Annotated in this window: 14 protein-coding genes; 10 read left to right on the top strand and 4 right to left on the bottom strand. The window is 59.1% G+C overall.

From position 1 onward, the window contains the following. Positions 1-70 precede the first annotated feature (70 nt). Entirely contained in the window at positions 71-829 is a 759-nt protein-coding gene (locus KGB06_RS22015; RefSeq protein ID WP_223519520.1) for a helix-turn-helix transcriptional regulator, read from the top strand. A 226-nt stretch (positions 830-1055) separates the two neighbouring features. Beyond that, positions 1056-1949 carry a DMT family transporter gene (locus tag KGB06_RS22010; RefSeq protein ID WP_223519518.1) on the top strand — a complete coding sequence of 298 codons (894 nt, stop codon included), beginning with the start codon at positions 1056-1058 and terminating at the stop codon, positions 1947-1949. Here the strand turns inward: KGB06_RS22010 and KGB06_RS22005 are convergent. From KGB06_RS22005 to recQ, 4 genes are all read right to left on the bottom strand, one after another. Continuing rightward, on the bottom strand, positions 1943-2230 hold the full coding sequence (locus KGB06_RS22005) for a SelT/SelW/SelH family protein (protein ID WP_140666852.1): 288 nt from the start codon (positions 2228-2230) through the stop codon (positions 1943-1945). The two genes, KGB06_RS22010 and KGB06_RS22005, sit on opposite strands and share 7 nt — an antisense overlap. Further along, entirely contained in the window at positions 2227-3468 is a 1242-nt protein-coding gene (locus KGB06_RS22000) for a FimV family protein (protein ID WP_223519516.1), read from the bottom strand. The genes KGB06_RS22005 and KGB06_RS22000 overlap by 4 nt, the downstream gene beginning before the upstream one ends. Positions 3469-3594: 126 nt before the next feature. Beyond that, the gene (locus tag KGB06_RS21995) at positions 3595-4029 is read right to left on the bottom strand and encodes a MarR family transcriptional regulator (RefSeq protein ID WP_223519514.1); all 435 of its coding nucleotides are present in this window, start codon (positions 4027-4029) and stop codon (positions 3595-3597) included. A 119-nt stretch (positions 4030-4148) separates the two neighbouring features. Then, a complete protein-coding gene (recQ, locus tag KGB06_RS21990) occupies positions 4149-6275 on the bottom strand; it encodes a DNA helicase RecQ (RefSeq protein ID WP_223519512.1) in 2127 nt (708 codons plus the stop codon). A gap of 412 nt (positions 6276-6687) precedes the next feature. On the opposite strand from recQ, the gene KGB06_RS21985 reads away from it, so the two are divergent. From KGB06_RS21985 to KGB06_RS21950, 8 genes are all read left to right on the top strand, one after another. Continuing rightward, entirely contained in the window at positions 6688-7275 is a 588-nt protein-coding gene (locus KGB06_RS21985; RefSeq protein ID WP_008156162.1) for a YecA family protein, read from the top strand. Positions 7276-7285: 10 nt separating this feature from the next. Beyond that, positions 7286-7681, top strand: coding sequence for a YbaN family protein (locus KGB06_RS21980; RefSeq protein ID WP_223519510.1), 396 nt, complete (start codon positions 7286-7288; stop codon positions 7679-7681). Positions 7682-7909: 228 nt separating this feature from the next. Next, positions 7910-8617: a cysteine protease LapG gene (gene lapG / locus KGB06_RS21975; protein ID WP_223519508.1), complete on the top strand. Its 708-nt coding sequence runs from the start codon at positions 7910-7912 to the stop codon at positions 8615-8617. 22 nt (positions 8618-8639) lie between these two features. Then, positions 8640-10580, top strand: coding sequence for a cyclic di-GMP receptor LapD (lapD, locus tag KGB06_RS21970; protein ID WP_223519506.1), 1941 nt, complete (start codon positions 8640-8642; stop codon positions 10578-10580). A gap of 362 nt (positions 10581-10942) precedes the next feature. Beyond that, entirely contained in the window at positions 10943-11308 is a 366-nt protein-coding gene (locus KGB06_RS21965; RefSeq protein WP_223519504.1) for a DUF6124 family protein, read from the top strand. A 474-nt stretch (positions 11309-11782) separates the two neighbouring features. Continuing rightward, on the top strand, positions 11783-14287 hold the full coding sequence (locus KGB06_RS21960) for a hypothetical protein (protein WP_223519502.1): 2505 nt from the start codon (positions 11783-11785) through the stop codon (positions 14285-14287). 378 nt (positions 14288-14665) lie between these two features. Next, the gene (locus KGB06_RS21955; protein WP_223519500.1) at positions 14666-15031 is read left to right on the top strand and encodes a DUF6124 family protein; all 366 of its coding nucleotides are present in this window, start codon (positions 14666-14668) and stop codon (positions 15029-15031) included. 85 nt (positions 15032-15116) lie between these two features. Then, positions 15117-15316: transposase (locus KGB06_RS21950; protein WP_317849395.1), on the top strand; the 200-nt coding region annotated here is incomplete at its 3' end.

Genomic DNA, 15316 nt, shown 5'->3' with positions numbered 1-15316 from the left:
AGTGTTGAGTCATTCCTGTGACAACCATGGGCCGGTGTAGACTGGCCCCATCTTGCCCAGGAGAGCGGTGATGAGACCGATCCTCACACTACGCCAGTACACCGACGACCTGATCGTCCACAGCCACGACCACGCCCAACTGGTGTTTGGCTTATCGGGTGCGCTGGATTTCGAAGTCGACGGGCGTGGCAGTCAGGTGGTGCAGCAGAGCTTTGTGGTGGTGCCGTCCGGTTTCCATCATGCCTGCGGCAGCAGCAATGGCAGCCGTTGCCTGGTGCTCGATGTGCCGAGCGATCAATGGGTTTCACAGTCGCTTGGCGAGCATGCCGAGGCCAGTCGCCGCCTGCTCGACAACGCCGGGCGTTTGTCACTGGATGCCGGGCAAAGCCAATTGGTCAGTTGGCTGGCGGGCAGTCAGGTTAACGATCCGTTGATCGCGCAACAGGGTGCGGTGCTGTTATTGGCCAGCCTCAACAATGCGAAACCGGCCAGCGTCGGGGGGCGACGCCTGCCGTATGCGGCTTTGAATGCGCACATCGACCAATACGCGGCCTACCCACTGCAAGTGGCGGATCTGGCCCGCGTGGCCGGGTTGTCCAGCGCCCGGTTGCACGCACGATTTGTCGCAGAGTGCGGGCAGACACCGATGGATTACATCCGCAGTCGGCGACTGCATATCGCGGTGGGATTGCTGCGGGAAACGCCGTTGCCCATCGGCGAGATTGCCAGTCGGGTCGGTTACAGCTCTCAGAGTGCCTTCGCCGCTGCCGTGCTGCGCGAGTTTCGCGCCTCCCCAGGCAAACTGCGGCGCGAGGCTGGCGACAAATGATGCGAGTCTGACGACAGACACAGCCGAGCATCGCGCGATTAAATGTAGCAGCTGGCGAAGCGCTGTGGGAGCGAGCCTGCTCGCGATGACGGACTGTCAGTCGACATTTACGTAACCTGATAGGCCGCTATCGCCGGCAAGCCGGTCTCGCTCCCACAGGGCTTCGCCAGCTGCTACAGGTCCGCGAATTCTGTCGGTTTGGTTTACTCGTTTATCAAGGATTGCAATGACTCCCCGTACCGCCCTTGGCGCCCTGCATATCGGTGCATTGATGTTTGGCCTGACCGGTGTGTTTGGCAAACTCGCCGCCGCGTCCCCCGCTGTCATCGTCTTCGGCCGTGCCGCATTTGCGGTCCTGGCATTGGCGGTTTTTGCACGCTTCGCCAGTAACACCCGTTGGCGCACGCTTGAAACCGTGGACTGGCGCCGTCTGCTGCTCGGCGGTTTGCTGCTGGCCGGGCACTGGGTGAGTTTCTTTATTGCGGTGAAAGTGGCGGGAGTGGCGATTGCGACCCTGGGCTTTGCCAGCTTCCCGGCGTTTACCGTGATCCTCGAAGGGCTGATTTTCCGCGAGCGGATTCGCGCCAATGAAATCCTGCTGGTCGTGTTGGTGAGCGTCGGGCTGGTGCTGGTCACACCTGACTTCGATCTGGCGAGCGGCGCAACCACGGGCCTGCTCTGGGCCGTCGGCTCCGGGTTATTGTTTGCCCTGCTGTCGCTGACCAACCGGGCCAGCTCCGGACGAATCCCGCCGGTGCAGGCCGCGCTGTGTCAAAACGTGGTGGTCGCGTTGTGCCTGCTGCCCGTGGCGGCTCCCCAATTGAGCGAAGTGCGCGGCATCGACTGGCTGTGGATCGGTCTGCTCGGCGTGTTCTGCACCGGCGTCGCACACAGTCTTTTCGTCGCCAGTCTGGCGGTGATCAAGGCACGCACCGCTGCAGTCGTGTTCGCCCTGGAACCGGTTTACGGAATCACCGTGGCCTGGTTGTTGTTCGATGAAAACCCGACGCTGCGGATGCTGATCGGCGGCGCGCTGATCATCGTCGCGATCGTGGTCTCCAGCAGGCTGTCGGGTGGTTCAAGTAAAAAGACCGTGGCGGCTGAAGCGGCGTCTCACTGAGTGCGATCGTTGTGGCCCAGGTCGCGGTCCGGATCGATCTGATCGCGGACCCGCTGCTTGAGCACCTTGGCTTCCGGGAAACCGCCATCGGCCTTACGCTCCCAGAGCTGCACGTCGTCACAAAAAATATGGAACACCCCACCCGTGCCGGGCACCAGCGACACTTTGCCCAAGTCGTCACCGAAGGTGCTGAGCAGTTCCTGGGCCAACCAGGCGGCACGCAACAGCCATTGGCATTGCGTGCAGTAGGTGATGACGATTTCCGGTTTGTGCGCGGTCATGATGACTCCTTCGGTTTCAAGCTAAGCGGTTCAAGTTCCAATGATTGGCCGGCATTGCTGAATTCGTCGAGGAAGCCGTCAACCAGTGGCGGCGAACTGTCGAAAGGGCTGACCAGATCCCAACTTGAATCCATCGACACATCATCCAGGTTCAACTGGAACTCGTCGTTAGACATTGCGTTCACTGGCACGACAACCAAAGGTGCCGCACTGTTCAGTTTCGGGGAGCTGGCGCGGATATCCTGAAGTTTTTGCGGGTCAAACCCGGCGTCTCGCCGGCTGTTTTCCTGTGCTGCAAAGGTTGCTTCGAGCATCGGCTCCGGCGGTGATGGTAAATCGGGAGAAGCCTCGGGCAATGCAAGAGCCTGCTGGCGTCGATGACGACGAAGGATTAACCCCAACAGTGCCAAAGCCAGCAGCGCCAGCAGCCCGATGATCAACCACCCGTTGCTGGCTTGCGGCTCCTCGACAACGACAGCGACGGGCGCAGCGGTCTCGGTGGCCGCTGGCTTGAGCTCAGCCAATCGGGTTTGCAGTTCGGTCATCTGCTTTTTCTGACCGGCGATCTGCTCGTCTTGAGCCGTAAGCTTCGCATTCAATTCATCGACGGTTTTTTGCAGTTGCTGGTTTTGCAGCACGCTGGCGGCCAATTGTTCGACAACTACGGGATCGCTCACAGGGGCGGCGACAGGTTGAACCGCGACCGGCGTTGAGGCGGCTTTCTTGATGGGGTTTGATGACGCATTGGCAGGCTGGACGGCTGGAAATGCGGAAGACAAAGGCTCGGCGACTGGCTCATCAGCGACGGGATCGACCGCCTCCGCGTCCGGTGGATCAATCAGTACAGTGTATTCGCGTAGCAAACGCCCGTTGGGCTGATTGAGCTGTACCACGAAATCCAGATAAGGTTCCTTGACCATTTTGCTGGAGGTCACCCGAATCACACTTCGGTTGCCGCGCAGGATGGGTGTGAACTTCAGATTATTGAGGAACAACACCCGCTCGACGCCGGCGCGGCTGAATTCATCCGCTGTCGCCAGGCTGACGGACAACTCGCCCTCCTCCAGGCCACCGACATCCACCAGGGCGATGTCGGCACGCAGCGGCTGATTCAGCGCAGAGTGCAGTGTGATGTCGCCCAATCCCAACGCAGGCGCCAATGCCGAGTAGGTGATAGCGCCACCGAGCAAAAGCAACCTGGCACCGCACTGCAAAACCAATCGCCAACTCTCGAACATGAGCATCCCTTAAATACAGAACCAACCTGTGCGTGTTCGCACATCCGTTACGAACACGATATTGCCAGGTAGTTCTTTATAGTCTGCCCAACGGGGTATCTCAAAAGTCCGGCGAGTGGTTATGCCTCAAGATTTTTCCAGGTTGGCCAGAATGTGCCCGTGAACCCGCATACAGACCTGTAGATCCGCTTCATCGACGCCTGCGAAGAGCTCGCGGCGCAGTTGCGTGGCAATGGTTTCAATTTGTTCGATCAGGGGACGGGCCGGCGTGCAGAGGACAATTTTTTTTGCCCGGCGGTCTTCCAGCACAGCTTGGCGCTGGACCAGACCCTGGGTTTCCAGGCTGTCGAGCAAACGGGCCAGGGTTGGCCCCTCGACACCAACGCTTTGCGCCAGCTCACGCTGGGTGGGAGCTTCTTCAAAACGGGCCAGGTGCAGCAGCACCAGCCAGCGCGCCTGGGACAGTCCCAGGCCAGCGAGACGACGGTCCAGCTCGGCACGCCAGCCACGCGACATCTGGGCCAGTTGCATGCCAAAGCGGTGTTGATCGGTTAACGGCATAAAACACTCATGATTAGACTGAAATAAGTAAAACCTAATTATTAGTCAGCTAAGCATGACCGCTGGCTTGAGGCAAGGCTCGGTCTGTAGTGAATCGTTACATCAACCTACAAGACGGCTTAAACCTCAAACTCGGATTGCAGGGCGGCACGCACACAATACAAAACGCCTTCCGGCACTCTGCCGGCAAACAACGCCGCAATCTCCGAAACCGCTGGCAACTCACCTTCGCCGTCGAGGAACGCATCCTGGACTTCGCCCATCAATTCTTCCGGCAAATCCAGCGCCTGCTCCAGCGACAGCTGCTGCTTGCCAATCGCTTCGGCGAGCATGGTGTAGACGTTCTTTTCCGAACATTGCAGTTGACCGGCGATTTGCAGCGGCGTCATGCCAGCACGGGCCAGGGTGATCAGTTCGTGGCGCACGTCGGCCACGACTTTCGGTGCCTCGACCTGACCGCCAAGCACTTCGAGGAAGGCCTCGCCGTAACGCTCGAGCTTGCGGGCGCCGACGCCGCTGACGGTGGCCATTTCCGACAACGAAGTCGGCTGGCTGCGGAGCATTTCCAGCAGTGTCGAGTCGGGGAAGATGACATACGGCGGCACGCCATGTTCTTCGGCCAGTTTGCGCCGCAAGGCACGTAGCGCCTCCCACTGCTCGCGCTCTTCGCCACGCACCAGTTGGCTCGCCTGGCTCTTGCTGCTTTTGGCGGTGGTTTGCGGCTTGAGGTCGCGGCGCAGTTCCAGGGTCACTTCGCCCTTGAGCAGCGGCCGGCAAGTGTCGCTCAGGCGCAAACCGCCGTAGCCTTCGAGGTCGATGTCGGCCAGTCCACGGGCAACCAATTGCCGGAACAGCGAGCGCCATTCACTCTCGCCCATCGCTTTGCCGACACCAAACACTGACAGATGTTGATGACCAAAGCTGCGGACCTTTTCGTTGTCCTTGCCCAGTAGCACATCCACCAAATGCCCGACGCCATAACGCTGGCCTGTGCGGTAAATCGCCGAAAGCGCCTGACGGGCCGGCTCGGTGGCGTCCCAGGTCTGCACGCCGTCGACACAGTTGTCACAATGGCCGCACGGCTCGGGCATGTCTTCGTCGAAGTAGGCCAGCAGCGTTTGGCGACGGCAACGGGTTTCTTCGCAGAGCGAGAGCATGGCATCGAGCTTGTGCTGCTCCAGACGCTTGTGGCGCTCGTCGCCTTCGGAGTTCTGCAACATTTGCTTGAGCATCACCACGTCTTGCAGGCCGTAGGCCATCCAGGCATCGGCCGGCAGACCGTCACGACCACCGCGACCGGTTTCCTGGTAGTAAGCCTCTAGGGATTTCGGCAAATCGAGGTGCGCGACAAATCGCACGTTGGGCTTGTCGATGCCCATGCCGAAGGCCACGGTGGCGACCATGATCAGGCCTTCCTCGTTGAGGAAACGCTTCTGGTGGTGGGCTCGGGTTTCGTTGGGCAAACCAGCGTGATACGGCAGCGCCGGGAAGCCTTGTTCGCTGAGGAATACAGCGACTTCGTCGACTTTCTTGCGCGACAGGCAGTAAACGATGCCGGCATCGCTGCGCCGCTCGGCCAGGAACGCCAGCAATTGCTTGCGCGGCTGCTCCTTGGGCACGATGCGATAAAAAATGTTCGGGCGATCGAAGCTCGACAGAAAGCGTTCGGCGTCCTGTAGATGCAGGCGATCGACGATTTCTTCGCGGGTGCGCTTGTCGGCTGTAGCCGTCAGGGCGATTCGCGGGACGTTAGGGAATAACTCGGCCAATTGCCCCAGCTGCAGGTATTCGCGACGGAAATCGTGACCCCATTGGGACACGCAGTGCGCTTCGTCGATGGCGAACAAAGCGATTTCAAGGCTTTGCAGGAAGGCCAGCATGCGCGGCTGGACCAGACGCTCGGGCGCCAGATAGAGCATTTTCACTTCGCCGCGTTTGATGCGGGCCGCCAGGTCACGCTGTTGTTCGGCGCTCAGCGTGGAGTTCAATGCAGCGGCAGCGACGCCCAGCTCTTCGAGGGTGGCGACCTGGTCGTCCATCAGCGCGATCAGCGGCGACACCACCACCGCCAGGCCTTCACGCAGCAGCGCCGGCACCTGGAAGCACAAGGATTTGCCACCACCGGTAGGCATCAGCACCAGGGCGTCGCCGCCACTGGCCACGCGCTCAATGATTGCACCCTGACGGCCACGAAAACTGTCGTAGCCGAAGATGTCCTTGAGGACGCGTTGAGCCTGTTCGAGCATAAAAACTCCAAAAATCACAAAAACATCCCTGCAAGGCTGGTTCAGAACCACGCAAGCTGCACTGACAAATCGTAAGTGCGCATTGCATGACACTGCACATTTCAGCCGCGACGCCAGCAGGGCATCACAAAACGCGCGAGTATACCCGAGCCCTCCCTTGCACAGGGCACCGCTGATAAGACACATCAAAACCAATACAGCGCAGAACCTGTGGGAGCGAGCCTGCTCGCGAAGGCGGCGCCACATTCAACTGCAATGTTGACTGACCCACCGCATTCGCGAGCAGGCTCGCTCCCACAGGGAATGCGGTGTTGTTCATTCCTGCGACAGGGCAAAAATGCCATGCGGCTGGCCTGAGCGCTCAAGAAGGCCTAGAATTCCCGCATCGAACATTCCCCAAGGTAGCCCTTTAATGTCCTTCGCTGAGCAACTAACCCGTTTGCAAGTCTTCCTCGACGCCGACGAACTGCATGACGAGGCGCTGGACTACGTGGCCGCCCACGGCTACCTCACCGCGCTGTCAATCTGTTCCGAAACGGTACCTGACCGTGAATGGATCGATGCCCTCTTCGCCGAAGAGCCGCACTACGCCGACGACACCGAGCGTGAAGCCATCGAATCCACCCTGCTGGCCCTCAAGGCTCACATCGCCCGCCAACTGGCGTCAGACGAAGAGTTCGAGCTGCCCTGCGACCTGGACCTGGGCGAAGAGCCGGACGATTCCGACCTACGCGGCTGGTGCATCGGTTTCATGGAAGGTGTGTTCCTGCGCGAAGCAGCCTGGTTCGAAACCGCCGAAGACGAAGTCAGCGAAATGCTGCTGCCGATCATGGTCGGTTCGGGCCTGTTCGACGAACAGCCTGAGTTCGAAGACATCGCCAAAGACGCCAACCTGATGGACGACATGATCGTGCAGATCCCGGAAGCCCTGACCGCGCTGTACCTGCTGTGCCAGGCGCCAGACGAAAAACCGGCGATCCTCAAGCCACGCCACCACTAAGGTTTTGCCTATGGACAACCCCATAGGCAACCGCCCCCTGATGTTGCGCTACGTGCTGCTGGCCATCGGCTGGCTGAGCGTAGCGCTAGGGGTGATCGGGATTTTTCTACCGGTATTGCCCACCACGCCTTTCCTGTTGCTGGCCGCTGCGTGCTTTGCCCGCAGTTCGCCGCGTTTCTATCAGTGGCTGGTGGGGCATCCACGGCTGGGCCCGTGGATTCGCGACTACCTCGACGGCAACGGCATCCCGCTCAAGGGCAAGGTCTACGCCATCGGGGTGATGTGGGCGAGCATCCTGTTCTCCTGCTACCTGGTGCCCCTGCCGTGGGCGCGCGGGTTCATGCTGACCAGCGCCGTGCTCGTCACGTTCTATATCCTCAAGCAAAAAACCCTGCACAAATCCTGAATACCCCGATCCCCGTAGCAGCTGGCGAAGCCTGCGTCCGGCTGCGCAGCAGTCGTGAAATCAGGCAATGCGGTCGTTCAGTTGAATCCGGGATTCAGGGTTTACGACTGCTACGCAGTCGAACGCAGGCTTCGCCAGCTGCTACAGGTCCGTGTATCCATCCGGTAATTTGTCCGTCCTCGCTGAAAACACCGCCTAGACTTCAGGCATCTTCACGCGAGTTGCCACATGTCCCGTCGTCCGCGTAGTCCAGGATGGTCAACGCTCCGACTTCGGCTCGGCGGATGGTTGCTGCTGGCCGGCTTCCTGCTGACGGGGCTGGGCAGTGTCCTGGCCGACTGGGACTTTGCGCAAATCCTGCAAACCGCCGAAAAGCGCTACGGCCCCCTCGACCCCGCCCAGGGAAGAATCGAGGCCTGGAGTCAAATGCTCAAAAGCGAACTCAAGCAGCCCGAGCGCGAGCAACTGAATGCGGTCAATCGCTTTTTCAATCAGCAGCTGAGTTTTCAGGACGACACGCACATCTGGCGTCAGACCGATTACTGGGCCACGCCAGAAGAATCGCTGATCAAGGGCGCCGGCGACTGTGAAGACTACGCGCTGGCGAAGTATTTCAGCCTGCGCTATCTCGGGATTCCCAGCGAGAAACTGCGCATCACCTACGTCAAGGCCCTGGCCCAAAACCAGGCGCACATGGTGCTGACCTTCTACAGCAGCCCCACGGCCGAACCGTTGGTGCTGGATAACCTGATCAACGAAATCCGCCCCGCGTCCCAGCGCAAAGACCTATTACCGGTTTACGCCTTCAACGCCGAAGGCCTGTACTTGCCCGGCGCCAATGGCGGTAAACGCAGCAGCGACAGTAAAAAACTGTCGCGCTGGCAAGACGTGTTGAAAAAGATGCAAGCCGAAGGGTTCGCCGTGGGCGAAGGCTAGTCGCCACCGCAAGGAGCGTTTTATGTCACTGCGCAAACAGTTGTTTCTCGCCATTTGCCTGTTCCTGCTGGTGGCTTTCAGCGGCAGCTTTTTTGTCAGCCTGGAAAGCTCCCGCGAACAAATGCTCGGCCAATTGCGCTCCCACGCCCAGGACGCCGCCACCGCGCTCGGTTTGTCGCTGACCGCACAAATCGACGACCCGGCCATGATCGAGCTGATGGTCAGTTCGATTTACGACAGTGGCTATTTCCGCAGCATTCGCGTCGTCAGCATTGTCGATGAACAGGTGTTGGTGGAGCGCAGTGCTCCCGCGAAAATCGAAGGCGTTCCACGCTGGTTCGTCAGGCTCGTCAACCTGCGCCCGGAAGGTGGTGACGCGCTGATCATGCGCGGATGGGACCAGGTGGCGCGGGTCGAAGTGTTGAGCAATCCGCAATTCGCTTTGGCCAAACTCTGGGACAGCACCCTCGGCAGCCTGATTTGGTTGCTGATCTGCGGCTTGCTCAGCGCCGTATTCGGCGGTTGGCTGTTACGCAGGCAATTGCGTCCGCTCGACAAGATGGTCAAACAGGCTGAAGCCATCAGCAAACGCGAGTTCTTGAGCCTGCCGAAGCTGCCGCGCACACCGGAATTGAGGCGTGTGGTGCTGGCGATGAACCAGATGGTCGAAAAACTCAAAACTCTGTTCGCCGAAGAAGCCACGCGCAGCGAAAAACTGCGTGCCGAGTCTTATCAGGACAGCCTCACGGGTTTGGCCAACCGGCGCTTGCTGGATGAACAACTGGCCGATCACCTGCTGGTCAGCGAACAGAGCAGCACCGGCCATTTGCTGATGCTGCGGATCAACGACCTGATCGGCCTCAACCAGCGTCTGGGTGGCCAGCGCACTGATGCGCTGATCAGTGCTGTCGGCGAACTGCTCAAGCGCCTGACACAACCGCCGGAACGTCGTACCTGGCTGGCGGCGCGTAATCGCGGCGGTGAATTCAGCCTGCTGACACCGGGCCTGGACGGCGCCGACGCCGAACGCCTGGCCTCGGAAATCAGTGCGACCCTGGAAAACCTGCGCCTGACCGCTGCCAGCGATTGCATGCCGGTGGCGCACCTGGGCATCGTCGCCTACCACCCCGGCGAACCGGCCAGCGACGTATTGCTGCGCCTCGATCAGGCGCTGACGCAAGCCCGGCAACACCCCGAGCGGCCGTGGGTACATCTGGCCGATACCGACACCGCAATCAACCACTCCCAACATGACTGGCGCAGCTGGATCGACGACGCCCTGACCCACGGCAAACTGCAGCTGTATTTCCAACCCGTCGTGCAATGCGCCGACACTAGCCAAGTGCTGCACCACAAAGTCCTCGCGCGCCTGCTCGACCCGAGCGGTGAAGCCATTGCCGCCGGGCATTTCCTGCCATGGATCGAGCGTCTCGGCTGGTCAGCACGGTTCGACCTGGCGATGCTCGAAGCGACCCTCGACTACCTGGTCGTCAACCGCTGGCCGCTGGCGTTGAGCCTGTCCGGCAGCACCCTGCGCGACCCGGCGCAGCTGCGAGAAATCATCGACTTGCTCGACTCACTGCCGGACCTGGCACCGCTGCTGACCCTGGAAATCGACGAACGCCAACTGCCGCCCCCGGAAGAACTGCACCGGCTGAGCCACAGCCTGCTCAACACGGGTTACCGCATCGGTTTGCAGCATTTCGGCGGCAGCTTCAGCCAGATCGGCAACTTGACGCAGCTGGGACTGGCCTATCTGAAAATCGATGGCGCGTACATCCGCAGCATTGATGTGCAGCCTGACAAACGGCTGTTCATCGATGCGATTTTCCGGGCGACCAACAGTATTGATTTGCCGTTGATTGCAGAGATGGTGGAGACGCAGGGGGAGTTGGAGGTGATTCGGGAGTTGGGGGTTTTTGGGGTGATGGGGCGGTTGATTGGGCCGCCGGAGCCGATGTAGCAGGACGCAATAAACATCGGTGTTTAAAAGACACCTCCAGATACTCACGCAGGCTACACATCCTTGCGCCGCTGCCTACGACTGCGCCAGAATCCGCCGGCTTGTGCGCTTTGACCCTGATCTTTATCGTTTCCGCATCGCTGCCAATCAGCGATCGGGTTTAGCGACCCGACCAGGTATAAGCGCAACACTTCAGTCTTACTGCGGGCGAACATCTGCAGTTTCGATATGGCGGCTGTGCGCGGGAGACCCTCGGGTCTGCCGGGTCTTATACCTCTCGGTTCGCTAACCTGCGAACAGCCGCCACCCTTACTTGTTTAGCGACAGGTTCTGGTGGCTCCATCAGGTATAGGAGCTTCACCATGTTCAAAATCACACCCAACCCGCCCGAAACCGACCCCGACGACGTTTCCCCCTACGAATCCACTGATTCCAAAAAGCTCAACACCGCCGCCGACCGCGCCCTCGACTACTACCTCAAACCGGTCATTCCCAAAGACACGCCACGTAAACCCAGCACTATCTACTTCGTCGGTCCCGACACCGATAACGAAACCCTGCTGGTCAACGCCTGTGAGACGTTGGCGTCAGCGAGTGTGATGTTGAGTGATTTCGCGGGGCAACTGAACGGTTCACAGCGTCACACCCTGCTGGGCATTCAACACTCCGTCATGCTGGGTGAACTGGCGGTAAACCGGATGCTGGATAACGTCGATCCGCAGGGCTAACACGGATCTAAGGCGAGGCAAGAATCTGTGGCGAGGGGTTGATTGCTGAATTTTGTGGTGGTTGGTCGGGCCTCTTCGTCGGAACGCCGCCCGGGGCAAGCCCGCTCCGACAGGGGATTTGTGTCGTTCACCTATTTTGTGTTCACTGAAGATCAGATGTGGGAGCGGGCTTGCCCGCGAAAGCAATCTCACAGACAACAAAAAACCCGCCTTTCCTTACCCTGGAATGGCGGGTTTTGTCGTTTCAGACTTCAGATCACACGGTATCCACCTTCAACGAATGATCGTTCAACATGCCATTGATGATGGTCGCCGTATGGACGAGAAAAGGGACGCATTTATTTATTCGGAGCGCATGACCACTCATCGCTACTGTCAGATCTGACAGTAGCCGGCCCACTGCCAATCCGTGTGTGATCGCTCCACCCGTTGCGCCGCAACCAGGCCAGCCACGTCCGATGCAGGAGCGTTTGCATGACCACTGAATTCAACCATCCGCCTGTTGCCACGTCGTCCGATAACACCGTCCTGGCGCTGGATCCACCCCGAGTGCTGGGGGCTACCCAACCGATTGTCGGCGCACAGATCGGCGTCTCATTGGTGATTTATGATCTGGTCAACGATGGCCTGGGCGCGACGGCCGAGGTGGATCCGCCCTTGGCGGGGACTGCGGATCGCGGCGACGTGATCACGCTTAGACTGCAGGGAGAAACCACGTCCCTGGACAGTGAAATCATTGTCGATCCGGACGCCAAAACGACGCTGCGCATTCCCAAGGGCCGCCTGCACCCGGACCGGGTCAATGTGCTTTTTTACGAGATCACCCGAGGCAGTGATAACAGGGGCACCTCCGACCCGTTGACCCTGCTGTACAACAAGATCCGCCCCGGCCTGAAAGACATCAAACCCGAGGTCGACGGGCATTCCGAGCTGGCCTTGTTGTTGCCCGACGCGATCAAGAACGGCGTCGGCGCCGATTTTGTCAGTGCGCAGGTGTGTGTGTCTTACCCGTATTGCCGGGCCTACGACACGATCACGTTGAAATGCAACGGCGAAATCATGACCTACAAGGTCGACCAGAATGAGGCGCCCCAGCCGCCGAATCCGGGTTCGCCGAACCCGATCACCGTGTGTTTTACCGTCACCCGAGCCTACCTGGATAGCGCCGTACGACCGAGCGGTAAGCTCGACTTTTCCTACACCGTCACTGATCAGCTCGGCAATACGCCGGACACTGACGCAGTCTGGTCGGCGTCGCAAACCGTGGACGAGGACCTGGCCGGCACGCGCTTGCCAGCGCCCATCCTGCGCGAAATCCAGAACGATCCGACAGACGATCCGGGCATTATCGACCTGGAAAAACTGGGCAATAATCCGCTACTGCTGATCGTATTGACCAGCGACCCACGCTTCGCTCCAGGCGACACCATCAGTGCGACCTACACCGCAAAAATCACCGGACAGCCAGATGTGGTGGTGACAGTAGCCGGCAATGTCGAAACCGATGAGTTCGGGCAAAAGAAACCTTGCGTGCTGCCAGTGGCCAACGACAAAGTGGTTGCCGGCAGCACGGTGGCTGTGACTTATCAGTTGCTCAAAAATGGCACGCCGGCCGGCACCTCCAGAGTGGCCACGGCGTGGGTTATCGGCGAAGGGCAACCGGACCTGGAAGCTCCCCGCCTACAGAAGTCCACCAATGGTGAACTCGACCCGCTTGACCCTGCCAACCTGCCAGGCGCCAACGGTCAGGTGGAGGTACTCGGCTATCTCAAGAGCGACACCGTCCAGCTCATCGTCGAAGGTGCCCCCGGCGCGGGGTCACCAACATTCACTCCCCTACCACTGAATACCAACAGCCGCGCCAATTTCCCGCTGGACAAGGCGTTCATCGCGGCAAATATGGGCAAAACGGTCAAGCTCAGTTATCTGCTGTTTCGTGATGGAAAACCGCTACCACCGTCACCAGTGTTGATCGCCACTGTCGGCAAAATACCGGATGGCCACCCGAGCCTGCCGACTCCAGCCATCGACCGCGCAACGGGGAACGAATTGGATGTGACTCAACTACAACCCAGTGATCTGTTACGCGTCAGTGAATGGCCGCATCAGGTGGCGGGGCAAAATGTCTGGCTGCGGTATGAAGGTTTCGCTGCGAATGGTGCGGCAACGTCCTTTGAAGATCGTAAAGGCGAACCTCACGATACGTTACCGGGCCTGAGCAGACCTGCACCGATTGCGTGGTTGAAAACACTTAGGTCTGGTACTGATCTCACGATTTTTCTCGGGTTGAATTTGGACGGAGTCCCCAACTATCAGCACGCAACGGCGTGTCCAAAGAAGTCATACACGATCAAAGCGAATTTACCGCTGGAAATATCCGGGCTGACCGCATCGCCGCACTCCAATCCTTACGTATTCGCCGTCAGTTCCGGATTCCCTCAAACAGGTTTTAACGGAGCGCGATTCACGATCAACGTGAACAAGGGGAGCCCGCCTTACACCTTCTCCTCGTCCTCTGCCGTTAACTCGATTGATCCCAATACGGGTGTTGTCACTATCAGGGATAGAAATCGAACAACTTTTACGGTCAGAGACAGCAGTGGAGCAACCACCGCATTTACCATGCAATCACTGCCTCTGTTCTTTTCCGTACCGGCGAATCGCTACCATAATTACGCCAATGCCTCTGGCGGTGGAAGATTACCTAACATTGCTCAAATGACTGCCGCCACAGCAAGCAATCCCTCGCAATATATCCGGGCAGTTGGAACCTTGTTTGGCGAATGGGGAAATCTGATGGCCGGGTATGGGTGGCCAGAAGGCGGCGTTGGTGCGGGCCAACATCATCCTGACGTAAATCATTACTGGACTTCACAGCCCGCCCCATATCAAGGGGATTTCTATATTGTTTCTCCAAAATCCGGTTCAGTGGGTGTCTTTTGGCGTGACTGGCAGGTTCCTTGTACCTACATAATTTAAGTAAACCCCAGAGGTGAATGGAGATGTTTAAAAGACACCTCCAGACACTCACTGAGGCTACACATCCTTGCGCCGTTGCCTACGACTGCGCCAGAATCCGCCGGCTTGTGCGCCTATGGTTCGACCTCTATCGTTTCCCTGCCACTGCCCATCAGTGGTCGGGTTTCGCAGCTCGGATCAATCAAGGCGCATTGCGCCACCGTTTCCTTTCAGTTGGCGCTTTTTTTCGTCTACTGCATTGCGTTATGGCGGCTGTGCGCGGGAGATCTTCGGATCTGCCGGGTTCCTTGATTCCCGGTCTGCGAACCTGCGTACAGCTGCCACCTCCCCTCGTTTCGCAGCGAGCCGTGACAGCTCCATTAATCAAGGAGTTTGACTATGTTCAAGATCACACCCAACCCGCCAGAAACTGACACCGACGACGTTTCCCCCTACGAATCCACCGATTCCAAAAAGCTCAACGATGCCGCCGACCGCGCCCTCGATTATTACCTCAAGCCGGTCATTCCCAAAGACACTCCGCGCAAACCCAGCACCATCTACTTCGTCGGCCCAGACACCGATAACGAAACCCTGCTGGTCAACGCCTGTGAGACGTTGGCGTCAGCGAGTGTGATGTTGAGTGATTTCGCGGGGCAGCTGAACGGCCCTCAGCGCCACACCCTGCTGGGCATTCAACACTCCGTCATGCTGGGTGAACTGGCGGTGAACCGGATGCTGGATAACGTCGATCCGCAGGGCTGACCGTAGAGTTTTGTGGTGTTTGGTCTGGCCTCTTCGCGAGCAGGCTGATCTGGCCTAATGAAATTGGACACATCAATAGGGCGCTATGATGGCGCCCAAATCTAAGGTGTGCATGATGATGCGAAAGTCCTATTCCAGCGAGTTCAAGCTCAATGCTGCAAGCATGGTGCTTGATGAAGACCAGCCCATTCTTGAGGTCTGCGCCAACTTCGATATCGGCCCTACTGCGTTGCGCCGCTGGGTCGAGCAGGTCAGGAAAGAACGTGCAGGCTCGACGCTAGCGGG

This window comes from Pseudomonas sp. GL-B-19 (assembly GCF_019956415.1).
Lineage (GTDB): Bacteria > Pseudomonadota > Gammaproteobacteria > Pseudomonadales > Pseudomonadaceae > Aquipseudomonas.
This window is presented reverse-complemented; position numbering and strand designations above follow the sequence as displayed.

Excerpts from the sequence above, each read along its gene's own strand:
- KGB06_RS21995 (WP_223519514.1), bottom strand. The coding sequence starts at position 4,029 with ATGCCGTTAACCGATCAACACCGCTTTGGCATGCAACTGGCCCAGATG.
- recQ (WP_223519512.1), bottom strand. The coding sequence starts at position 6,275 with ATGCTCGAACAGGCTCAACGCGTCCTCAAGGACATCTTCGGCTACGAC.
- KGB06_RS21985 (WP_008156162.1), top strand. The coding sequence starts at position 6,688 with ATGTCCTTCGCTGAGCAACTAACCCGTTTGCAAGTCTTCCTCGACGCC.
- KGB06_RS22015 (WP_223519520.1), top strand. The coding sequence starts at position 71 with ATGAGACCGATCCTCACACTACGCCAGTACACCGACGACCTGATCGTC.
- KGB06_RS21980 (WP_223519510.1), top strand. The coding sequence starts at position 7,286 with ATGGACAACCCCATAGGCAACCGCCCCCTGATGTTGCGCTACGTGCTG.
- KGB06_RS22000 (WP_223519516.1), bottom strand. The coding sequence starts at position 3,468 with ATGTTCGAGAGTTGGCGATTGGTTTTGCAGTGCGGTGCCAGGTTGCTT.
- lapG (WP_223519508.1), top strand. The coding sequence starts at position 7,910 with ATGTCCCGTCGTCCGCGTAGTCCAGGATGGTCAACGCTCCGACTTCGG.
- lapD (WP_223519506.1), top strand. The coding sequence starts at position 8,640 with ATGTCACTGCGCAAACAGTTGTTTCTCGCCATTTGCCTGTTCCTGCTG.
- KGB06_RS22005 (WP_140666852.1), bottom strand. The coding sequence starts at position 2,230 with ATGACCGCGCACAAACCGGAAATCGTCATCACCTACTGCACGCAATGC.
- KGB06_RS21955 (WP_223519500.1), top strand. The coding sequence starts at position 14,666 with ATGTTCAAGATCACACCCAACCCGCCAGAAACTGACACCGACGACGTT.
- KGB06_RS22010 (WP_223519518.1), top strand. The coding sequence starts at position 1,056 with ATGACTCCCCGTACCGCCCTTGGCGCCCTGCATATCGGTGCATTGATG.
- KGB06_RS21960 (WP_223519502.1), top strand. The coding sequence starts at position 11,783 with ATGACCACTGAATTCAACCATCCGCCTGTTGCCACGTCGTCCGATAAC.
- KGB06_RS21965 (WP_223519504.1), top strand. The coding sequence starts at position 10,943 with ATGTTCAAAATCACACCCAACCCGCCCGAAACCGACCCCGACGACGTT.